Annotated in this window: 20 protein-coding genes and 1 riboswitch; of the genes, 10 read left to right on the forward strand and 10 right to left on the reverse strand. The window is 61.3% G+C overall.

The annotated features are described in order from the left end of the window. Nucleotides 1-73 precede the first annotated feature (73 nt). The 5 genes from C6Y56_RS26710 to tkt all read right to left on the reverse strand — a co-directional run bounded on the left by C6Y56_RS26710 (nucleotide 74) and on the right by tkt (nucleotide 5126). Entirely contained in the window at nucleotides 74-406 is a 333-nt protein-coding gene (locus C6Y56_RS26710) for an MliC family protein (protein ID WP_169432261.1), read from the reverse strand. 56 nt (nucleotides 407-462) lie between these two features. After that, the gene (locus C6Y56_RS26715) at nucleotides 463-684 is read right to left on the reverse strand and encodes a hypothetical protein (RefSeq protein ID WP_169432262.1); all 222 of its coding nucleotides are present in this window, start codon (nucleotides 682-684) and stop codon (nucleotides 463-465) included. A gap of 34 nt (nucleotides 685-718) precedes the next feature. After that, entirely contained in the window at nucleotides 719-1882 is a 1164-nt protein-coding gene (locus C6Y56_RS26720) for a phosphoglycerate kinase (protein ID WP_169432263.1), read from the reverse strand. Between the two features lie 12 nt (nucleotides 1883-1894). Further along, complete coding sequence (gene epd / locus C6Y56_RS26725; RefSeq protein ID WP_169432264.1) at nucleotides 1895-2947, reverse strand: erythrose-4-phosphate dehydrogenase; 1053 nt, start codon at nucleotides 2945-2947, stop codon at nucleotides 1895-1897. Between the two features lie 181 nt (nucleotides 2948-3128). Beyond that, on the reverse strand, nucleotides 3129-5126 hold the full coding sequence (gene tkt, locus C6Y56_RS26730; protein WP_169432265.1) for a transketolase: 1998 nt from the start codon (nucleotides 5124-5126) through the stop codon (nucleotides 3129-3131). A gap of 258 nt (nucleotides 5127-5384) precedes the next feature. On the opposite strand from tkt, the gene C6Y56_RS26735 reads away from it, so the two are divergent. The 4 genes from C6Y56_RS26735 to C6Y56_RS26750 all read left to right on the forward strand — a co-directional run bounded on the left by C6Y56_RS26735 (nucleotide 5385) and on the right by C6Y56_RS26750 (nucleotide 9906). Continuing rightward, complete coding sequence (locus C6Y56_RS26735; RefSeq protein ID WP_169432266.1) at nucleotides 5385-6380, forward strand: ArsR/SmtB family transcription factor; 996 nt, start codon at nucleotides 5385-5387, stop codon at nucleotides 6378-6380. Between the two features lie 18 nt (nucleotides 6381-6398). Further along, on the forward strand, nucleotides 6399-7589 hold the full coding sequence (gene metK / locus C6Y56_RS26740; RefSeq protein ID WP_027610621.1) for a methionine adenosyltransferase: 1191 nt from the start codon (nucleotides 6399-6401) through the stop codon (nucleotides 7587-7589). Between the two features lie 145 nt (nucleotides 7590-7734). Next, nucleotides 7735-9414, forward strand: coding sequence for an NAD-dependent DNA ligase LigB (gene ligB / locus C6Y56_RS26745; RefSeq protein WP_169432267.1), 1680 nt, complete (start codon nucleotides 7735-7737; stop codon nucleotides 9412-9414). Between the two features lie 96 nt (nucleotides 9415-9510). After that, nucleotides 9511-9906: a DUF1090 domain-containing protein gene (locus C6Y56_RS26750; RefSeq protein WP_085731609.1), complete on the forward strand. Its 396-nt coding sequence runs from the start codon at nucleotides 9511-9513 to the stop codon at nucleotides 9904-9906. 42 nt (nucleotides 9907-9948) lie between these two features. On the opposite strand, the gene C6Y56_RS26755 is transcribed toward C6Y56_RS26750, so the two are convergent. Then, nucleotides 9949-10398: a c-type cytochrome gene (locus C6Y56_RS26755; RefSeq protein WP_169432268.1), complete on the reverse strand. Its 450-nt coding sequence runs from the start codon at nucleotides 10396-10398 to the stop codon at nucleotides 9949-9951. A gap of 128 nt (nucleotides 10399-10526) precedes the next feature. Between C6Y56_RS26755 and mltA the strand changes: the two genes are divergently transcribed. After that, nucleotides 10527-11699, forward strand: coding sequence for a murein transglycosylase A (mltA, locus tag C6Y56_RS26760; RefSeq protein WP_169432269.1), 1173 nt, complete (start codon nucleotides 10527-10529; stop codon nucleotides 11697-11699). A 49-nt stretch (nucleotides 11700-11748) separates the two neighbouring features. On the opposite strand, the gene C6Y56_RS26765 is transcribed toward mltA, so the two are convergent. After that, nucleotides 11749-12132 carry an MAPEG family protein gene (locus tag C6Y56_RS26765; protein ID WP_065261838.1) on the reverse strand — a complete coding sequence of 128 codons (384 nt, stop codon included), beginning with the start codon at nucleotides 12130-12132 and terminating at the stop codon, nucleotides 11749-11751. Nucleotides 12133-12169: 37 nt separating this feature from the next. Further along, nucleotides 12170-13003, reverse strand: coding sequence for an EamA family transporter (locus C6Y56_RS26770; RefSeq protein WP_169432270.1), 834 nt, complete (start codon nucleotides 13001-13003; stop codon nucleotides 12170-12172). Nucleotides 13004-13242: 239 nt separating this feature from the next. Here C6Y56_RS26770 and C6Y56_RS26775 point away from each other — a divergent pair, with 239 nt between their 5' ends. Beyond that, nucleotides 13243-14508, forward strand: coding sequence for a cation:proton antiporter (locus C6Y56_RS26775; protein ID WP_169432271.1), 1266 nt, complete (start codon nucleotides 13243-13245; stop codon nucleotides 14506-14508). On the opposite strand, the gene C6Y56_RS26780 is transcribed toward C6Y56_RS26775, so the two are convergent. Together C6Y56_RS26780 and C6Y56_RS26785 are read right to left on the reverse strand one after the other, a co-directional pair. Further along, a complete protein-coding gene (locus C6Y56_RS26780) occupies nucleotides 14509-15396 on the reverse strand; it encodes a formate/nitrite transporter family protein (protein ID WP_169432272.1) in 888 nt (295 codons plus the stop codon). It abuts the gene before it with no gap. A 175-nt stretch (nucleotides 15397-15571) separates the two neighbouring features. Further along, on the reverse strand, nucleotides 15572-15979 hold the full coding sequence (locus C6Y56_RS26785) for an acyl-CoA thioesterase (RefSeq protein ID WP_003229043.1): 408 nt from the start codon (nucleotides 15977-15979) through the stop codon (nucleotides 15572-15574). Nucleotides 15980-16176: 197 nt separating this feature from the next. After that, a riboswitch (S-adenosyl-L-homocysteine riboswitch) is annotated at nucleotides 16177-16275 on the forward strand. A 23-nt stretch (nucleotides 16276-16298) separates the two neighbouring features. On the opposite strand from C6Y56_RS26785, the gene ahcY reads away from it, so the two are divergent. The 4 genes from ahcY (at nucleotide 16299) to C6Y56_RS26805 (ending at nucleotide 21786) form a co-directional block, all read left to right on the forward strand. Further along, the gene (gene ahcY, locus C6Y56_RS26790) at nucleotides 16299-17708 is read left to right on the forward strand and encodes an adenosylhomocysteinase (RefSeq protein ID WP_039767963.1); all 1410 of its coding nucleotides are present in this window, start codon (nucleotides 16299-16301) and stop codon (nucleotides 17706-17708) included. A gap of 160 nt (nucleotides 17709-17868) precedes the next feature. Beyond that, nucleotides 17869-18714: a methylenetetrahydrofolate reductase [NAD(P)H] gene (gene metF / locus C6Y56_RS26795; RefSeq protein ID WP_085731601.1), complete on the forward strand. Its 846-nt coding sequence runs from the start codon at nucleotides 17869-17871 to the stop codon at nucleotides 18712-18714. Nucleotides 18715-18882: 168 nt separating this feature from the next. Beyond that, nucleotides 18883-19695 carry a substrate-binding periplasmic protein gene (locus C6Y56_RS26800; RefSeq protein ID WP_169432273.1) on the forward strand — a complete coding sequence of 271 codons (813 nt, stop codon included), beginning with the start codon at nucleotides 18883-18885 and terminating at the stop codon, nucleotides 19693-19695. A gap of 222 nt (nucleotides 19696-19917) precedes the next feature. Then, nucleotides 19918-21786, forward strand: a complete 1869-nt coding sequence (locus tag C6Y56_RS26805) for a DEAD/DEAH box helicase (RefSeq protein ID WP_169432274.1) — start codon at nucleotides 19918-19920, stop codon at nucleotides 21784-21786. The last annotated feature ends 25 nt before the right edge of the window (nucleotides 21787-21811 follow it).

The following is a 21811-nucleotide window of genomic DNA, read 5'->3' on the forward strand; positions in this document are numbered from 1 at the left end:
GCGGCGGCTATTCAAGTGATTGCAGATCGGGGGTTGAGGCCCGGCCTGGTGATTCGATAAAGCAGATTCTGTTTTATTCGGCTTTGCAGCCCCGGCCGATCAGATCATTGGTAGCGACCCAGTAGACCAGGCCTTCATTACCTTTGATGTGAAACGCCAGCATGTCGTCGCTGTACAACGCGCCCGAGGCACCCGGCTCTTCTTTCAGGTGATAGACCTGATCGCCACCGCCCAGTCGCACATCGACTTCCTTCTGGCCGGCGTCGGTAAAGCGCCACCGCACCTTGGCCTGGCTGTCGCAGGTCCAGGTGGTCCAGTTATCCACAGGGGCGGACGACTGGAACGGGTTCCACTGCGCGCAACCACCCAACAATCCCAGTGCCGCAACGGCGATCAGGCCTTTCATCCGTGTTCCTCGACCGGCAGCGCACGCCGCCGGACTTGAGTAAAGAGTCAGACCGGTCAAGGACAACCATGTTCCTTGGCCGGGGTTTGCGTCTCGTACTTGTCCAGGCCTTCCGGCCCCGAGCGCTTGTTCAGCACCGGGTTGGTTTCGGCCTGCCAGTCGGCCTGGTAGCAGCCTTTCTGTGCCTCGCCCGGTGCCGGTGTCGCCTCGGCCTTCGGGTTACTCCCGCAGGCCGCCAGCGTACCGGTCAGCAACAACAGCGCTAACGACTTGACCATCTGAACACTCCTTTGCCTGGCCAAACGGGCGGCCTCAGGCCTTGGCCCGGCTTTCCAGGACTTCAACGGCCGGCAGCACCTTGCCTTCGACGAACTCGAGGAACGCGCCACCGCCGGTGGAAATGTAGGAGATCTTTTCAGCCACGCCATATTTATCGATGGCCGCCAGGGTGTCGCCACCGCCGGCAATCGAGAACGCCGCGCTTTCGGCGATGGCTTCGGCCAGCACTTTGGTGCCGTTGCCAAACTGGTCGAATTCGAACACGCCGACCGGACCGTTCCACAGGATGGTTTTCGACGACTTCAGCAGTTCAGCGAAGTTGGCCGCGGTTTGCGGGCCGATGTCGAGGATCATGTCGTCGGCAGCAACGTCAGCGATCAGCTTCACGGTCGCTTCGGCGCTTTCAGCGAATTCCTTGGCAACTACCACGTCCACCGGCAGCGGCACGCTGACCTTGGCGGCGATGGCGCGCGCGGTGTCCAGCAGATCCGGCTCGTAGAGGGACTTGCCGACCGGGTGACCGGCCGCCGCGAGGAAGGTGTTGGCGATGCCGCCGCCGACGATCAGTTGATCGCAGATCTGGCTCAGGCTGTTCAGGACGTCGAGTTTGGTCGAGACCTTGGAACCGGCAACGATGGCCGCCATCGGCTTGGCCGGTGCGCCCAGGGCTTTGCCCAGTGCTTCGAGCTCAGCAGCCAGCAGCGGGCCGGCAGCGGCGACTTTGGCGAACTTCGCAACGCCGTGGGTCGAACCTTCAGCACGGTGAGCAGTGCCGAAAGCGTCCATCACGAACACGTCGCACAGGGCGGCGTATTGCTGGGCCAGTTCGTCGGCGTTCTTTTTCTCGCCCTTGTTGAAGCGCACGTTTTCGAACAGCACGATGTCGCCGGCCTTGACGTCAACGCCGCCCAGGTAGTCGGCCACCAGCGGCACTTCGCGGCCCAGGGCCTTGCTCAGGTAGTCGGCGACTGGCTTGAGGCTGTTCTCGGCAGAGAACTCGCCTTCGGTCGGACGACCCAGGTGCGAGCAGACCATCACGGCCGCGCCTTTTTCCAGGGCCAGCTTGATGGTCGGCAGCGAAGCCAGGATACGCGCATCGCTGGTGACAACACCGTCCTTGACTGGGACGTTGAGGTCTTCGCGGATCAATACGCGCTTACCTTGCAGATCGAGGTCGGACATCTTCAACACGGTCATGGGTCGCACTTCCTACGGTTTTTTTGAAGTCGCTGTCTGCAGATAGTGTTCTGCAACATCCAGCATTCGGTTGGCAAAACCCCATTCGTTGTCGAACCAGGCCAGGATGTTCACCAGCCGAGGGCCGGAAACGCGGGTCTGACTGGCATCGACGATGGCCGAATGTGGGTCATGATTAAAATCACAGCTAGCATGGGGAAGCTCGGTGTAGGCCAGCAGACCTTTGAGCGGGCCGCTGGTGGCGGCGTCGCGCAGGATCCGGTTGACCTCGCCGGCGTCGGTGTCGCTGGCGGTCTGCATCGTGATGTCGAGGCAGGACACGTTGACCGTCGGCACGCGTACGGCTTTGGCCTGAATTCGCCCGGCAAGTTCCGGCAGCAGGCGCTCGATACCACGCGCCAGACCAGTGGATACCGGGATCACCGACTGGAACGCCGAACGGGTGCGGCGCAGGTCTTCGTGGTGATAGGCGTCGATCACCGGCTGATCGTTCATCGCCGAGTGGATCGTGGTGATCGACACGAATTCCAGGCCGATCGCCTTGTCCAGCAGACGCAACAGCGGCACGCCGCAGTTGGTGGTGCAGGAAGCGTTGGACACCAGCAGTTCGTCGCCGGTCAGACAATCCTGATTGACGCCGTAGACGATGGTGGCGTCGACATCCGCCTCGCTGGCCATCGGCTGCGAAAACAGCACTCGTGGCGCGCCGGCGTCGAGGAAACGCTGGCCGTCTGCGCGGGTGTGCCAGGCGCCGGAGCATTCGAGCACCAGATCGACGCCCAGCGACGCCCAATCGATGCCTTCGGGAGTGGCACTGCGCAGGACCTTCACGCAGTTGCCATTGATATGCAGACAATCGCCGTCGACCTTCACTTCGCCGGGGAACCGGCCGTGAGTGGAGTCGAAGCGTGTCAGGTATTCGATGCTGGCCATGTCGGCCAGGTCGTTGATCGCGACAATTTCAAACCCTGCCGCCGAGCCTCGCTCGAACAATGCACGCAAGACACAACGACCAATCCGGCCGTAGCCGTTGAGTGCAACTTTGTAGGGACGCGGTTGAGGCATGGGGTTCTCGATTACCGTGGTGTATCCGTTATTGCATTGTTGTTCGAACCACCGCTATCGCGAGCAGGCTCGCTCCCACATTGGGTCTTTGCTGTGAACACTGTTTGTGTCACACAACAAATTCCCTGTGGGAGCGAGCCTGCTCGCGATTGGCGGCAGCCCGATCAACACAATTTCTGGATCAGTCTTCCAGCAGCTCTTCAGCCTGACCCAGGATGTTTTCCAGGGTGAAGCCGAACTCTTCGAACAGTGCCGAAGCCGGAGCCGATTCGCCGTAGGTGGTCATGCCGATCACGCGACCTTCCAGACCCACGTACTTGAACCAGAAGTCGGCGTGGGCCGCTTCGATCGCGATACGCGCGCCAACCTGCAACGGCAGGACCGATTGTTTGTAGCTGGCGTCCTGAGCGTCGAACGCGCTGGTGCATGGCATGGAAACCACGCGCACCTTGCGGCCCTGCTCGGTCAGCTTGTCGTAGGCCTGAACGGCCAGACCGACTTCCGAACCGGTGGCGATCAGGATCAGCTCAGGCTCGCCTGCGCAGTCCTTCAGCACATAGCCACCACGGCGGATGTCGGCGATCTGGCCGGCATCGCGGGTCTGGTGCTGCAGGTTCTGACGCGAGAAGATCAGCGCCGACGGGCCGTCCTTGCGCTCCAGAGCGTTTTTCCAGGCCACGGCCGATTCAACGGCATCGGCTGGACGCCAGGTGTCGAGGTTCGGCGTGCTGCGCAGGCTGGTCAGTTGTTCGATCGGCTGGTGCGTCGGGCCGTCTTCGCCCAGACCGATGGAGTCGTGGGTGTAGACGTGGATCACACGCTGCTTCATCAGCGCGGACATGCGCACTGCGTTGCGGGCGTATTCCATGAACATCAGGAAGGTCGCGCCGTAAGGCACCAGACCGCCGTGCAGGGCAACACCGTTCATGATCGCGGTCATGCCGAATTCGCGCACGCCGTAGTACATGTAGTTGCCGCTGGCGTCTTCGGCGCTGACGCCTTTGCAGCCTTTCCACAGGGTCAGGTTGGAACCGGCCAGGTCAGCCGAACCGCCCAGCACTTCCGGCAGCAGCGGGCCGAACGCATTCAGGGCGTTCTGGCTGGCTTTACGGCTGGCGATGGTTTCGCCTTTGGCCGCAACTTCGGCGATGTAGGCGTCAGCCTTCTCGGAGAAGTCGGCCGGCAGCTCGCCGCTCAGGCGACGGATCAGCTCGTTGGCTTCGGTCGGGAAAGCGGCGGAGTAGGCAGCGAAACGCTGGTCCCACTCGGCTTCTACAGCGCGGCCTTTTTCCTTGGCATCCCATTCGGCATAGATGTCGGCCGGGATTTCAAACGGGCCGTGGTTCCAGTTCAGCGCCTGACGGGTCAGGGCGATTTCCGCATCACCCAGCGGGGCGCCGTGGCAATCTTCCTTGCCTTGCTTGTTCGGCGAACCGAAACCGATGGTGGTCTTGCAGCAGATCAGGGTCGGCAGCGGGCTCTTGCGCGCGGTCTCGATGGCGGTCTTGATCTCTTCCGGATCGTGACCGTCGACATTGCGGATCACTTGCCAGTTGTAGGACTCGAAACGCTTCGGCGTGTCGTCGGTGAACCAGCCTTCGACTTCGCCGTCGATGGAGATGCCGTTGTCATCGTAGAAGGCGATCAGCTTGCCCAGGCCCAGGGTACCGGCCAGGGAAGCGACTTCGTGGGAAATGCCTTCCATCATGCAGCCATCACCCAGGAACACGTAGGTGTGGTGGTCGACGATGTTGTGGCCGGGACGGTTGAACTGCGCACCCAGTACCTTTTCAGCCAGGGCGAAGCCCACGGCGTTGGCCAGACCCTGACCCAGCGGGCCGGTGGTGGTCTCGACGCCCGGGGTGTAACCGAATTCCGGGTGGCCTGGAGTGCGGCTGTGCAGTTGACGGAATTGTTTCAGGTCGTCGATCGACAGGTCGTAACCGGTCAGGTGCAGCAGCGAGTAGATCAACATCGAACCGTGACCGTTGGACAGCACGAAGCGGTCACGGTCGGCGAACGATGGATTGCTCGGGTTGTGCTTGAGGTAGTCGCGCCAAAGCACTTCGGCGATATCTGCCATACCCATGGGGGCACCGGGATGGCCGCTGTTGGCTTTTTGCACGGCATCCATGCTGAGGGCACGAATGGCGTTGGCACGCTCACGACGGCTAGGCATCGCTGATCTCCTGGGTGTGAATAGATTGAAACGGAAAAAAGGAGGGCATTTTCCCTCACCCGAGCGCCTCGGGGCAATGACAGATAGTCATCCGGAGGCGTTTTTCCCATGGATAACATCGGATTCGGTTGGTGAAACCTTTCCGCTGTTCGTTTGTAGAGTTGGCGGGCTGTCGAGAAGTGCCATCTATCGAGCAATATCAAAACTTTTTGATATTGCTCTTGCGGTGTTTTTCGGCCGTCACTAGACTGCGGCCCTATGAATTTACGTGTGCCTTCCATTCGCCATGACGATTGCGACGAGCTGGCGGCCCTGTGCAAGGCCGGCGGCGATCCGCTGCGGCTGAATGTATTGCGTGCCCTGGCCAACGATTCGTTCGGCGTATTGGAACTGGCGCAGATTTTCGGTATCGGTCAGTCCGGCATGAGCCACCACCTCAAGGTGCTGGCACAGGCGGATCTGGTGGCGACCCGCCGCGAAGGCAACGCGATTTTCTATCGCCGCGCCCTGCCCCATACCGAACTTCTGGGCGGCAAGTTGCACAGCGCTTTATTAGAAGAAGTCGACAATCTGGACCTGCCGGACGATGTGCAGGCACGCATTGGCCAGGTCCACGGACAGCGGGCCGCTGCCAGCCAGGACTTTTTCGCCCGGGTCGCGGAAAAATTCCGTGCCCAGCAAGACTTGATTGCCGGCCTGCCGCAGTACCGTGACAGCGTGCTGGCCTTGCTCGACAAACTGAATTTCGATGGGGCAGCCTCGGCCATCGAAGTCGGCCCCGGCGATGGAGCATTCCTCCCGGAACTGGCACGCCGCTTCGGCACCGTAACCGCTCTGGACAACAGTGCGGCGATGCTCGAACTGGCGCGTCAGGTATGCGTTCGTGAACGGCTGGCTAACGTCAGCCTGCAATTGGCCGATGCATTGAATGGCACAAGCCTTCAGGCCGATTGCGTGGTATTGAACATGGTGTTGCACCATTTCGCCGCGCCGGCCGAAGCGCTCAAGCACATGGCCAGCCTGCTGCAACCGGGCGGTAGCCTGCTCGTGACAGAGTTATGTAGCCACAACCAGAGTTGGGCCAGGGAGGCCTGCGGTGATCTGTGGTTGGGGTTTGAACAGGACGATCTGGCCCGTTGGGCCACCGCTGCGGGACTCGTTCCCGGGGAAAGCCTCTATGTAGGCTTACGTAATGGTTTCCAGATCCAGGTCCGCCACTTTCAGCGGCCGGCTGGCGACACTCACCATCGGTAAATTCAGGAAAACATCGAGATGAGCGAATACTCCCTCTTCACCTCCGAGTCCGTGTCTGAAGGACATCCGGACAAAATCGCCGACCAGATTTCCGATGCAGTGCTGGACGCCATCATCGCCCAGGACAAGCACGCACGCGTTGCGGTGGAAACCCTGGTCAAGACTGGCGTGGCCATCGTTGCCGGTGAAGTGACCACCAGCGCCTGGGTCGACCTGGAGCAGATCGTTCGTGACGTGATCTGCGACATCGGCTACACCAGCTCCGAAGTCGGCTTCGACGGTGCCACCTGCGGCGTGATGAACATCATCGGCAAGCAGTCCCCTGACATCAACCAGGGTGTCGACCGCGCCAAGCCTGAAGATCAGGGCGCCGGCGACCAGGGCCTGATGTTCGGCTACGCCAGCAACGAAACCGACGTGCTGATGCCGGCACCGATCACCTTCTCGCACCAACTGGTGCAGCGTCAGGCCGAAGCCCGTAAATCGGGTCTGCTGCCTTGGCTGCGTCCGGATGCCAAGTCGCAAGTGACCTGCCGTTACGAAGGCGGCAAGGTTGTGGGTATCGACGCCGTGGTTCTGTCGACCCAGCACAACCCTGAAGTGTCGTACAAAGACCTGCGCGAAGGCGTGATGGAGCTGATCGTCAAGCACGTGCTGCCTGCCGAACTGCTGAGCAAGGACACCCAGTTCCACATCAACCCGACCGGCCAGTTCATCATTGGCGGCCCGGTGGGCGACTGCGGTCTGACCGGTCGCAAGATCATCGTCGACAGCTACGGCGGCATGGCCCGTCACGGCGGTGGCGCGTTCTCCGGCAAGGATCCATCGAAGGTTGACCGTTCGGCTGCCTACGCTGGCCGTTACGTTGCCAAGAACATCGTGGCTGCCGGCCTGGCCGAGCGTTGCGAGATCCAGGTTTCCTACGCGATCGGTGTTGCCCAGCCTACCTCGATCTCGCTGAACACCTTCGGCACCGGCAAGATCAGCGATGACAAGATCATCAAACTGGTCCGCGAAGTGTTCGACCTGCGTCCATACGCGATCACCACCATGCTCGACCTGCTGCACCCGATGTACCAGGAAACCGCAGCCTACGGCCACTTCGGCCGTGCTCCGCAGACCAAGACTGTTGGCGAAGACACCTTCTCCACCTTCACCTGGGAAAAAACCGACCGCGCCGACGCCCTGCGCTCCGCTGCCGGTCTGTAAAACTTCCCTGGCAGTACAGGAAGCCCCGCACGGTTCACCGTGCGGGGCTTTTTCATGGCCGCGAAACACCCGGAAAAACAGCCGAACGGTCCGCTGGAAAATCCCGTCTAGCCTTCAGGTATCTCCCTGAGCAAGGACGCTCACGATGCTTGCCACACTGCGCCTGTTTTTCCTTTTCCTGCTGTTTTCCATCCACCTCGGCACCTTCGCCGGCGATTGCCCGGACTGGGCTGCCGACCGGGCCCGAACCCAGATCACCGCCCTGCAACAACAGATCGACCAGTGGGACGACGCCTATCACCGCAAAGGCCGGTCGATCATTGCCGACGAACTTTATGACCAGTCCCGTATCCGGCTCGGCGAATGGCGCGAGTGCTTCAAGCTTCCATCACCGTCCAAGCCGTTACGGACTGCATCGGGGCCGGTCGCGCATCCGATCGCCCATACCGGTCTCGACAAACTTCACGATGCAGCGGACATCGAAGCCTGGTTGCGCGACCGCAAAGAGGTCTGGGTACAACCCAAGGTCGACGGCGTGGCCGTCACGCTGATCTATCGCTCCGGGCGGTTGCAGCAGGCGATCAGTCGCGGCGACGGCATTCGCGGGCAGGACTGGACCGCATCGGCACAGAAAATCAGCGCCATTCCCCAGCAACTGACACAACCTCTGGATCTGTCGGTGCAGGGCGAACTGTATTGGCGACTGAACGACCATATCCAGGCCCGCATCGGTAGCGCCAACGCCCGCGCGACAGTCGCCGGCCTGATGGGACGCAAGGACTTGAGTGCCGAACAGGCAGCGGGCATCGGGCTTTTTGTCTGGGACTGGCCGTTGGGGCCGAGCAGCCTGAGAGATCGCATCGCGGGATTGGCCGCATTGGGTTTCGTAACCACGGAATCTTACAGCCACCCCGTCAGCGGTCTTGCCGATGCGCAGCAGTGGCGCGATCACTGGTATCGCTCGCCACTGCCTTTCGCCAGCGACGGTGTCGTATTGCGTCAGAGTCAGCGTCCCCCTGCCGAACGCTGGCAGGCGCGCTCGCCTTACTGGGCCGTGGCCTGGAAGTATCCGTTCGCCCAGGCACTGGCCGATGTGCGCAAGGTCAATTTCAAGATCGGCCGAACCGGGCGCATCACCCCCGTGCTGGAGCTGGCGCCGGTCAGGCTCGATGACCGCCAGATCAAACGAGTCAGCGTCAGCTCACTCAAACGCTGGCAGGAACTGGATATTCGCCCCGGCGACCAAGTCGCGATCAGTCTGGCCGGGCTGACAATTCCGCGACTGGACAGCGTTGTGCTGCGCAGCACGGAGCGCGTCGAGTTGAACGTTCCTCTCGCCAGCGACTTTCACCCCCTGAGCTGCTGGCAACCGACGCCCGGATGCGAGAGCCAGTTCCTAGCGCGTCTGACCTGGCTTGGTGGCAAACAGGGGCTGGCACTGCCCCATGTCGGACGCGGCACGTGGGAGAAACTTCTGGATACAGGCCGACTGAACAGCCTGCTGGATTGGTTGACCCTCGAGGAGCCAGAGCTTGCTAAGATTGCCGGCCTCGGCGAGCGCAGCAGCGCCCGCCTGCACCACAGTTTTCACAGCGCTCGCCAGCGGCCGTTCACCCAATGGCTCAAAGCCCTGGGGTTGCCGCCGACCGGCCAGGCCTCTTTGGCTGATTCATGGCAAGCGCTGGCACAACGGAATACCGAACAATGGCAGGCAGAACCCGGAATCGGCCCGGGTCGCGCAGCGCAATTGAGCGCTTTTTTCCGCGACCCGCAGGTGCTGGCCCTGAGTGAAACCTTACGCGCCGCCGGAATCGACGGCTTCTGAACATGCATCCCGGCAAGCCGGGAACCCAACGGTCGCCGAAGCGCTCCAACAGCGCAGTGCCTTCCCGACCCGATTGCCTTCGCACATGGAGCTTTTATGAAATTTCTCGCACCGCTCGCCATGCTGACACTTTGCGGCGTAATGGCCGCACCCGCGATGGCAGGCGAAGACGCCCCGGGCCTGACCGGTTGTGCTGCCAAGAAGCAAGGCATCATCAATCAGATCGAACAGGCCAAATCCCGCGGCAACGCCGACCAGCAGGCCGGTCTCGAAACCGCCCTGCGCGAAGTCACCGAACACTGCACCGACGCCGGCCTGAAAAAGGAACGTGAAAACAAGGTGCTCGACGCCAAGCACGAAGTGAGCAAGCGTCAGGCCGATCTCGACAAGGCCATGAAGAAAGGCGACCCGGAGAAAATCGACAAGCGCAAGAACAAGCTCGCCGAGTCGCGCAAGGAATTGCAGGACGCGCTGGACGAACTGGACAAGTAAGAAAGCCAGGGATCACAGCCAAAGACTGTGATCCCTTGAACATCAGTGGTCGCGAAACTCTTTATGGCAGGCACTGCAGGCATCTTCGACCTTCTGCACCGCCGGCCCCAGGTTGCTGGCCTTGTACGGCTGGACCTTGCTGGCGATCACCAGTTCACCGGTGGCGGTCTCAAGGGTGCGGGCCATTTCCTGGAAACGTGCCTGCCTCTTCCAGACATCGTCCTTGGCACTGGTGTGATCTTCTTCGCGCACCGAAGGGAAATGCTTCCACGGTTCATGGGACAGTGCATCGAGCTTGATCGCGCCTTCCGTGAATTTCGGTCCGTCGAAGGCAATGCGCCCGCGCAGCATGCCGCCCAGGTCTTCGCCGGTCTTGAGCATCTGCTTGAAGATCGCCTTGCGCTGGCCCAGCGGAGAATTGGGGTCGACACCACCGCAGGCGGACAAGGTCAGACAGGCCAGCAATACAACGGAAAGTCTTTTAAGAGTCATGGTGGCTTCAGGTCACGGAATTCGGCGGCCAGTATCCTCGCGTCACCGCCAAACACCAATAGCCCTATTAATAATACGGGTTGCAGGCGCGCATGGAGCACGCCTGCAACCGACACAGGAAATTCTCCATGAACAGCCGTTCCAAGGCCTGGCGTCACCCACTCATCGCAACCCTGCCGCTGCTGGCCATCCTCGCCGGCTGCACCGGGGGCGACAGTGCCAAGCCGAAAACCCACGCACTGGCCACTTACTCCAGCGCCACCTGGGAAGCCCTGCCTGCGGTTTCCGACAACGATCTGGTGGCCGGTTTCGGTTCGTGGCGCAGTGCCTGCACCCGGCTCAAGGCTGACCCGATCTGGGGCGCTACCTGCGCAGCGGCGGCCAACGTGCCGCAAAGCGCCGGCGACATCCGCAGCTTCCTCAAGCAACACCTCGACGTCTTCGGTCTGCGCGCCGAGCACGACAATCCCAATGGCCTGATCACCGGTTACTACGAACCGGTCTACCCCGGCAGCCTGACGCAAACCGCAACCGCCAATGTGCCGGTGTATGGCGTGCCTGAAGACATGATCATCGTCTCCCTGGACAGCATTTACCCGGAGTTGAAAGGCAAGCGCCTGCGCGGACGCCTCGAAGGTCGTGTACTCAAACCTTACGACGACGCCGCGACCATCGAGAGCAAAGGGGTCAAGGCGCCAGTGGTGGCGTGGCTGACCGATCCGATGAACCTGCAATTCCTGCAGATCCAGGGTTCAGGGAGGATTCAGACCGAGGACGGCCGGCAACTGCGCATCGCCTACGCCGACCAGAACGGTCATCCGTACCGGCCGATCGGCCGCTGGCTGGTGGAGCAGGGCGAGTTGAAGAAAGAAGATGTGACCATGGGCGCGATCAGCAACTGGGCCAAGGCCAACCCGTCGCGCATTCCGGAGTTGCTGGGCAGTAACCCGAGCTACGTGTTCTTCACCCGAAATCCGGACAGTAACGAAGGCCCGCGCGGCTCGTTGAATGTGCCGCTGACCGCCGGTTACAGCGCGGCGGTCGATCGCAAGGTGATCCCGCTGGGCAGCCTGTTATGGCTGTCGACCACCCGCCCTGACGGCACGCCACTGGTACGCCCCGTCGCTGCGCAGGACACCGGCGGCGCCATTGCCGGCGAGGTTCGTGCGGATCTGTTCTGGGGTACCGGTGATGCCGCCGGACAACTGGCCGGTGACATGAAGCAGCAAGGGCAGATCTGGATGCTCTGGCCAAAAGGCGCGGCATTGCCGCAAGTGCCGCAGGTGGCCGACAAGCAGTAAGCGAAACGCAAAAGATCGCAGGCCTCGTCAGCCTGCGATCTTTTCAGTTTCAGACCGAAACGAAGAAGAAACTGGCGATCAGCCCCATTCCGACAAACCACACCAGCGACCGCAGAATCGCCCAGTCCGCCAGATAGCAGATGATGTACAGCAGGCGACTGGTGATGAACAACACCGCCAGCACATTCACTGTTACCAACTCTGCCGTGCCCACCAGATGCGCAACGATCACCGCCGCCGCAAAGGCTGGCGTTACTTCAAAACTGTTCAGTTGCGCCGCATGGGCCCGCCGCGCCACGCCATTCAGGCTTTCGAGAAAATCCCGGGGATCGTGATTGTCGCTCAGCCGATAACCACCGACAGCCTTGGCCACGCCCGTGCACACATAGGGCAGAAAGATCGCAATGAAAACGCACCACAAAGCCACCGTCATAACGCCGTCCTTCTTCAGTTTTTAGAGTGTTGGCGGGTCAGAACTTCATCACCAGCATGCCGATCAGCACCAACCCACAGGCTAAGAGCCGTGGCCGGCCGAAAGGTTCTTTCAGGTAGCGCATGCCGAACAGCACCACCAGAATCACGCTGATTTCACGCAATGCCGCCGCTTCGGCAATTGACCCCAGTTGCATCGCCCACAGCACCAGAGCGTAGCTGAACAACACGCAGAACCCGACCGCCAGTCCCAGTTTCCACTGTTCACGCCAGAACAGCAGGAACGCCGGCCGCCTGGCGACCCATGCCAGCATCGGGAACGGCCAGGCACTGAGCAGCGTGACCCAGACCAGGTAATCCAGTGGATGCGACCAGCGCCGCAAAGCCTGGCCATCGATGTAGGTGTAGCAGCCGATGCACAACCCGATCAGCGCCACCACCGGCAGCATCGACCATGGCAAATGTTTCCCGCCGCCGCCCTGCCAGAGCAGGCAGGCCATGCCCAGCGGGATCAGCATGATTCCAAAGATCTGCTGCGTGGTCAGCACTTCGCCGGCGAAGATCAGGGTCAGCGCCAGCACCACCAGCGGTGACAGTCCGCGCATCAACGGATAGACCAATCCCAGGTCGCCGACCCGATAGGCCTGAATCAACAGATAGCGATAAAGCAGTTCGAACGCGGCCGACGCCAGAATCCACGGCCAGATTTCCGGCGGCGGCAGGCTGATGAAAGGAAACGCCAGCGCCACGAACAGCAGCGCCACGGTGTCCATGCAGGCCACCACCAGCAACCGCTCAGCGCTGAACTTGATCAAGGTATTCCACGCGGCGTGCAACAGTGCCGCCACCAACACCAGAGCTGTCGCCAGCACGTATCACTCCTTCATTTTTGTTTTTGAACCCGAGCCATTTGATCAGGTCTTTGATTCGCGATGTGTCAGGCGCTGCTTATACGTCAAGCGACCTCGCCACACCCGGTTGCGCACAGACAAATGCCATAAAAATCCTGCCCGGGACACACAATTGTGCCCCCACCCGGTGTCTACCCATCCAACCCTTGCACCCATGAACAGGTGCGCTGTCTTTTCACCCCCCATCCAAAGGACCCCGGATGCTTGAACTTGTCGCCGCTTTCATTTGCCTCACCACCCTCCTCACCTTCGTGAATTTCCGCTTCATCGGCTTGCCGCCCACCATCGGCGTGATGGTCACCGCGCTGATGTTTTCCCTGTTGTTGCAAGGCCTGAGCCTGCTCGGTTATCCCGGTCTCGAAGAACGCGTTCAGCAGCTGATCGGCCAGATCGACTTCGGCGATCTGCTGATGAACTGGATGTTGTCGTTCCTGCTGTTCGCCGGCGCCCTGCACGTCAACCTGAATGACTTGCGCAGCTATCGCTGGCCCATCGGCCTGCTGGCGACCTTCGGCGTGCTGATCGCCACCGCCGTGATCGGCAGCCTCGCCTACTACATCTTCGCCCTGTTCGGCTGGCACGTGAGCTTCCTCTACTGCCTGTTGTTCGGCGCACTGATTTCCCCGACCGACCCGATTGCGGTGCTCGGCGTGCTGCGTACCGCCAACGCCTCGAAGCCGTTGAAAACCACTATTGTCGGCGAGTCGCTGTTCAACGACGGCACTGCCGTGGTGGTGTTCACCGTGTTGCTGGGTATCGTGCAACTGGGTGAGACCCCGACCGTCGGCGCCACCGCCATGCTGTTTGCCCATGAAGCCATCGGCGGCGTGCTGTTCGGCGGGTTGATCGGTTATCTGGTGTACCTGATGATCAAGAGCATCGAGCAGCACCAGATCGAAGTCATGCTGACCCTGGCGCTGGTCATCGGCGGCTCGGCGATGGCCACCGAGCTGCACGTTTCGGCGCCGATTGCGATGGTGGTCGCCGGTCTGATCATCGGTAACCTGGGGCGTAACCTGGCGATGAACGACATGACGCGCAAATACCTGGACGGTTTCTGGGAATTGCTCGACGACATGCTCAACGCCCTGCTGTTCGCGTTGATCGGCATGGAACTGTTGCTGCTGCCGTTCAATTGGCTGCACGTGGCGGCGGCGAGCCTGTTGGCGCTGGCGATTCTGCTATCGCGCCTGCTCACCGTGGCCCCGGCGATTGTTCTGTTGCGCCGCTGGCGCACGGTGCCGCGTGGCACCATCCGGATCCTGACCTGGGGCGGTTTGCGCGGCGGGGTCTCGGTGGCATTGGCCCTGGCCCTGCCGCTGGGTCCGGAGCGCGACCTGCTGCTGAGCATCACCTACATCGTGGTGCTGTCGTCGATCCTGTTGCAGGGCCTGACCATCGGCAAACTGGTCAAGCACGCCACCCGTGATGAACCGGTAACCACTGCCGTACCTGCGCACCACTGATCATTGCTTGATCCGCTGCGGATCGGGCTTTTCAGCCTGGTCCGCAGACGCTTTCGGTTTTCCGCTTTCGCTGCGAATCTGCGCGTGACTGATCAGGGCGAAGATGAAACTGCCGCCGATGATATTCCCCGCCAACGTCGGGCCGGCAAACACCATCCAGAAATCACTCCACGGCAACTCGCCGGCAAACACCAGATACGACACTTCAGCCGAACCCACCACGATGTGGGTGAAATCGCCGAGCGCCATGAGATAAGTGATGAGAATGATGATCCACATCTTCGCGCTCTCCATGGACGGAATCATCCAGACCATGGTGGCGATCATCCAGCCGGAAACGATGCCTTTTGCGAACATCTGGCTCGCATGGTTCTCCATGACCTTGCGGCCGATCTCGAGGAAGGCGATGTCGGTCTTGCTGTCAAAGATCGGCAGTTCCAGCATCACGTAGGCCACCAGAATCGTGCCGCAAAGGTTGCCGAACAGCACGACCGTCCAGAGCCGGATCAGGCGGCCGAAATTGGCCAGGGTCGGTTTAGTCATCACCGGCAGCACGGCGGTCAGGGTGTTTTCGGTGAACAGTTGCTGGCGGGCGAGAATCACCGCAAGAAAGCCTGCGCAGTAGCCGAAACTGGCGATCACCTTGAACTCGTCGCCCTCGGGCAATCGCGAATTGAGCAGGCCCATGCCCATCAGCGACAGGCCCATGGTCAGCCCGGCTGCAAGCGCCGACCACCAGAGCGCGGCAATACTGCGCTCCAGCTCCTGGTCGCCCTGGGTGCGGATGATTTCATGCAGAACCGCCGCCCGGGGCGGCTGGCTTTTCTCGACTTCGTGCTGCTCTTTGGCCGAGAGGTCGGGGGTCTTGCCGTCGGTTGGCGTGGTCATGGCGTGGGAACCGTAGAGGGGCTTTTAGCTACGACCCCGACGGCTCAAGGCTGTTCAGTAGGCAAGTAAATCATTCGGTGAATGAAAAATCGCTATCGCGAGCAGGCTCGCTCCCACAGTTAAAACGCATTCCAATGTGGGAGCGAGCCTGCTCGCGAAGGACGCACCGCCGATATCACTTGGTGACGAGTTCGTCTTCCTTGAACTGGTCTTTGACGTACTTGATCTCGGTCCGCCCGTGCGGGGCCGGCAGGCCGTCTTCGCCGAGGTTGACGAAGACCATCTTCTCGACCGTCAGGATGCTCTTGCGGGTGATCTTGTTGCGCACTTCGCACGTCAGGGTGATCGAGGTGCGGCCGAACTCGGTAGCGGTGATACCCAACTCGATAATGTCGCCCTGGCGCGAGGCGCTGACGAAGTTGATCTCGGAAATGTACTTGGTCACCACGCGCTGGTTGCCCAGCTGAACGATGGCGTAGATCGCGGCCTCTTCGTCGATCCAGCGCAACAGGCTGCCACCGAACAGGGTGCCGTTGGGGTTGAGGTCTTCGGGTTTTACCCACTTGCGGGTGTGGAAATTCATCTTCACTCCTGAGCGTCTTGCCGAATGATGGCGCCATCTTGGCAGACTGAGCGGTCATGCTCCATGAGGCTTCTACTATGGTCGCGATTGGCGATCTTCATCTGGCCGACAGAAACCCTTTGGAAGATCAGTCCAGACGGCTATAATCGCCCCCGTTTCAAAACGGTAACCTTCACTTGGTACCGTTTTCCCGCCACCTGTCCGAGGGGCGCTGCAGCAGGTTCAACCTGTCAGGCTCGGATGGGGCGTTGACTGGCTCAGGCCGGACACTAAACGCACAACGGCGCCCATTCGCATACATTACGAATGGAGACTCTTCATGAGCGCTGTTATCACGCCTGCCGATTTTAACGATTACAAAGTCGCCGACATGTCCCTGGCTGCCTGGGGCCGTCGCGAAACCATCATCGCCGAATCGGAAATGCCGGCCCTGATGGGTCTGCGCCGCAAGTACGCTTCCGAGCAGCCTTTGAAAGGTGCAAAAATCCTCGGCTGCATCCACATGACCATTCAGACCGCCGTGCTGATCGAAACCCTGGTTGCCCTGGGTGCCGAAGTGCGCTGGTCGTCCTGCAACATCTTCTCGACTCAGGACCAGGCCGCCGCTTCCATCGCTGCTGCCGGCATTCCGGTTTTCGCCTGGAAAGGCGAGACTGAAGAAGAGTACGAGTGGTGCCTGGAGCAGACCATCCTGAAGGATGGCCAGCCATGGGACGCCAACATGATCCTCGACGACGGCGGCGACCTGACCGAGCTGCTGCACAAGAAATACCCGCAGGTTCTGGACCGCGTTCACGGCGTGACTGAAGAAACCACCACCGGCGTTCACCGCCTGCTGGACATGCTGGCCAAGGGCGAGCTGAAAATCCCGGCCATCAACGTCAACGACTCGGTGACCAAGTCCAAGAACGACAACAAGTACGGCTGCCGTCACAGCCTGAACGACGCCATCAAGCGCGGCACCGACCACCTGCTGTCCGGCAAGCAAGCGCTGGTCATCGGCTACGGTGACGTGGGCAAGGGTTCGGCCCAGTCCCTGCGTCAGGAAGGCATGATCGTTAAGGTCTCCGAAGTTGACCCGATCTGCGCCATGCAAGCCTGCATGGACGGTTTCGAACTGGTTTCGCCGTTCATCGACGGTATCAACGACGGCACCGAAGCGAGCATCGACAAAGCGCTGCTGGGCAAGATCGACCTGATCGTAACCACCACCGGTAACGTCAACGTTTGCGACGCCAACATGCTCAAAGCCCTGAAGAAGCGCGCCGTTGTCTGCAACATCGGTCACTTCGACAACGAAATCGACACCGCTTTCATGCGCAAGAACTGGGCATGGGAAGAAGTGAAGCCACAGGTACACAAGATCCACCGTACCGGTGCTGGCTCGTTCGACCCACAGAACGACGACTACCTGATCCTGCTGGCCGAAGGCCGTCTGGTGAACCTGGGCAACGCTACCGGTCACCCAAGCCGCATCATGGACGGTTCGTTCGCCAACCAGGTTCTGGCCCAGATCTTCCTGTTCGGCCAGAAGTACGCCGACCTGTCGCCAGCCCAGAAAGCCGAGCGCCTGACCGTTGAAGTACTGCCAAAGAAACTCGACGAAGAAGTGGCCCTGGAAATGGTTCGCGGCTTCGGCGGCGTGGTCACTCAACTGACCAAGCAACAGGCTGACTACATCGGCGTGACCGTCGAAGGCCCGTTCAAGCCGCACGCTTACCGCTACTGATTGACGCGGCGGCCTGCTCTCCCTGTGGGAGCGGGCTTGCTCGCGAAAGCGGAATGTCATTCAACATTGATGTTGCCTGACCCACTGCTTGCGCGAGCAAGCCCGCTCCCACATCGGCGGTGCAAGCCTCACAGGCTTCGTGTTTCCAAGGGTATTTCCCATGTCCCAAGAACGTCGCTACAGCTTCGAGTTCTTCCCGACCAAGACCGATGCTGGGCATGAAAAACTGCTCGCCACTGCCCGTCAGCTGGCCACCTACAACCCTGACTTCTTTTCCTGCACCTACGGCGCGGGCGGTTCGACCCGTGACCGCACGCTGAACACCGTGCTGCAGCTGGAGAGCGAAGTCAAAGTACCCGCTGCCCCGCACCTGTCGTGCGTCGGCGACAGCAAGGACGACCTGCGCGGCCTGCTGAACGAGTACAAGGCTGCCGGCATCAAGCGCATCGTTGCCCTGCGTGGCGACCTGCCGTCCGGCATGGGCATGACCAGCGGTGAGCTGCGTCACGCCAATGAGCTGGTTGAATTCATTCGTGAAGAGACCGGCAATCATTTCCACATCGAAGTCGCCGCCTACCCGGAGATGCATCCGCAAGCGCGCAACTACGAAGACGATCTCGCCAACTTCGTGCGCAAGGCCCGTGCAGGCGCCGACAGCGCGATCACCCAGTACTTCTTCAACGCCGACAGCTACTTCTACTTCGTCGACCGTTTGCAGGCGCTGGGCGTGGACATTCCGGTTGTTCCGGGGATCATGCCGATCACCAACTACAGCAAACTCGCGCGTTTCTCCGATGCCTGCGGTGCGGAAATCCCGCGCTGGATCCGCAAGCAGCTGGAAGCCTACGGCGATGACAGCCAAAGCATTCAGCGCTTTGGCGAACAGGTCGTCACCGAAATGTGCGAACGCCTGCTGCAAGGCGGTGCGCCTGGCCTGCACTTCTATTCCATGAACCAGGCCGAACCGAGCCTGGCGATCTGGAACAACCTGAAGCTGCCGCGCTGATACCGCTGTACGTCTCAAGCTGAACGCTTCATGCAACAACAGAAGATCGCAAGTTTCGACAGCTCATGCGCAATTGTCGTCACTGCGATCTTTTGCTTCCAAGGCCCGAAACAGAGCTTCTGCAGCCGGTTTCTGGCTCTTTGGCGTTTCTCGTCGTAATCTCAAGTCATGCCTTTGATCACGCAGTTATTCGCCGTGCTGGTTTTTGCTTGCCTGAGCTTTGCGGCTCGAGGTGAGAAGCTGCGTATCGTCACCGAACCCTGGGCGCCGTACGTGTACGAAGCCGACGGCAAGAAGCTCGGCCTGGACTTCGAAACCACTGCCATTGTGTTCAAGCGTCTGGGCATCGACGTCGAGTGGCAGTTCCTGCCCTGGAAACGCTGCCTGTCAATGCTCGAAACCGGTCAGGCGGACGGTGCGCTGGACATCTTTCACAGCGACGAACGCGATGCCACTCTGCTCTATCCCAGCGAACCCCTGTCGGACGTGGAGTTCGTGATGTTCTACGCCAACGAGCGGCCGCATCCGTTCCGCACCCTGGAGGACCTCAAGGGTCTGACCGTCGGCACCTCGCCGGGTTATCTGTACAGTCCGGACTTCAGCGAATCGCCCCTGTTCAACCGGGAACCGGCACCGACCCATGAAGCCAACTTCGGCAAACTGGTGCGCGGGCGCATCGATCTGTTGATCACCGACCGCCGTGTGGGGCAGCACTTGCTCGACGAATTGAACATCCGCAACCAGATCACCGAGAACCCCACGGTCATCAGTCGCCAGAGTCAGTTTCTGGCCGTGCGGCGCAATGCCGGGATGGATTTGCTGGTGCAGCGCTTCGGCGCCGAACTCAAGCGTTTCAAGCGCGAACCGGCCTATGCCGAACTGAGCGCGCGCTATGGCGCGGCGCCGGTTTCGGGCAAACCCTTGAGCAGCGCTACTACCAGCGGCAAAACCGTTGAGCAGCAGGAAAGCGGCGCGCAGTGATTGCTCTGTTATACTCCGGCGTTCCCGCCAGGCTCACGCCCGGACGCCCGGAACCGTTACAGGCCTCCCGACCCGCTACAGCGCAGCTTTTCAGCCCGCGCGAGCGCTCCGGACGTGCCTTCGGTACCGCAGCAGGACCGGACGGGATTGCGTCCTCTTAAACGCCATTCGCGCCAGGCAAGACTCCCATTGGGCCAAGCCCTAACTAAAACAGGATTACTCATGTCCTTTGCTTCCCTCGGTCTCTCCGAGGCTTTGGTCCGCGCTATCGAAGACGCGGGCTATACCGAGCCTACTCCGGTGCAACAGCGGGCCATTCCCGCCGTGTTGCAAGGTCGCGACCTGATGGTTGCGGCACAGACAGGTACCGGTAAAACCGGCGGTTTCGCCCTTCCGATCCTGGAGCGGCTGTTCCCCAACGGTCACCCGGACAAATCCCAGCGCCACGGCCCGCGCCAGCCGCGCGTACTGGTCCTGACCCCGACCCGCGAACTCGCGGCCCAGGTACACGACAGCTTCAAGATCTACGCCCGTGACCTGAAATTCGTCAGCGCCTGCATCTTCGGCGGCGTCGGCATGAACCCGCAGGTTCAGGCCATGTCCCGTGGGGTGGACGTTCTGGTTGCCTGCCCGGGTCGTCTGCTCGACCTGTGCGGCCAGGGCAGCGTCGATCTGTCCCACGTTGAAATCCTCGTGCTGGACGAAGCCGACCGCATGCTCGACATGGGCTTCGTCCATGACGTGAAGAAAGTCCTCGCGCGTCTGCCGGCCAAGCGCCAGAACCTGCTGTTCTCGGCGACCTTCTCCAAAGACATCACCGACCTCGCCGGCAAGCTGCTGCACAACCCGGAACGCATCGAAGTGACGCCGCCGAACACCACGGTCGAGCGCATCGAACAACGCGTCTTCCGTCTGCCGGCCAGCCACAAGCGTGCGCTGCTGGCTCACCTGATCACCGCCGGCGCGTGGGAACAGGTGCTGGTGTTCACCCGCACCAAGCACGGCGCCAACCGTCTGGCCGAGTACCTGGACAAACACGGCCTGCCGGCTGTGGCGATCCACGGCAACAAGAGCCAGAACGCCCGCACCAAAGCCCTGGCCGACTTCAAGGCCGGTGAAGTGCGCATTCTGGTAGCGACCGACATCGCGGCTCGCGGCCTGGACATCGACCAGTTGCCACACGTGGTCAACTTCGAACTGCCGAACGTCGATGAAGACTACGTGCACCGTATCGGCCGTACCGGCCGTGCCGGTCGCTCGGGTGAGGCGATCTCGCTGGTGGCGCCGGACGAAGAAAAACTGCTGAAAAGCATCGAACGCATGACCAAGCAGAAAATCGCCGACGGCGACCTGATGGGCTTCGATGCCAGCACCATCGAGGCCGAGAAGCCTGAAGTACGCGAGCGTCCGGACATGCGCAACCCGCGTAACGGTCGTGGCCCGCGTGGCGACGGCCCGAATGGTGGTGGCGGTGGTGGCGGTCGCAAGGACAAAGGGAAGGACAAGGGCAAGGAAAAACCGGCCGGTGAACGTGGCGAGCGTCCAGCCCGTCAGCAGAAACCACGCGAAGGCACCCCCGCCCGCGAACAGCGCCAGCCTAGCCAGCCGCCACGCGCCGCTGCTGACCGTGCTCCGGACGAGTTCCTCGACGACGATATCGATAACTTCGGTAACCGCGTTGACTACGTGCCGAAGCAGGCACCTGCCGGTGGTCGTGGCCGTCGCCCTGGCGCTCCGGCGCAAGGCACAGGGTCCGGCGCTCCACGCGGCGGTCAGTCGCAAGGTCGTCAGAACGGCCCGCGCAACAGCAACGGTTCGAGTACCGGCACCCCGCCGGGCAAGCGCACCGGCCCGCGCAACGGAGCCCCGCGTGACGGTCAGGGTCGTCGCGACGAAAACTCGCGCAACCGCCGCCCGGCCCGTGACGATCAGCAACGTGCCGAGCCTGCCGTGCAGAACCCTCGCAGCAGTGGCCCGAAGATCATGCACAAGGAATCGAAAGCCGACCGCTTCCCGACGCCTGAGCAGCTGGATCAACTGCCAAGCCGCCCACGCGGTGAGAAACCGGCCTTGCTGACCCGCAATCGCTGAGTTTCAACAAGGCAATAAAAAACGC

This window comes from Pseudomonas fluorescens (assembly GCF_012974785.1).
GTDB lineage: Bacteria > Pseudomonadota > Gammaproteobacteria > Pseudomonadales > Pseudomonadaceae > Aquipseudomonas > Aquipseudomonas fluorescens_BT.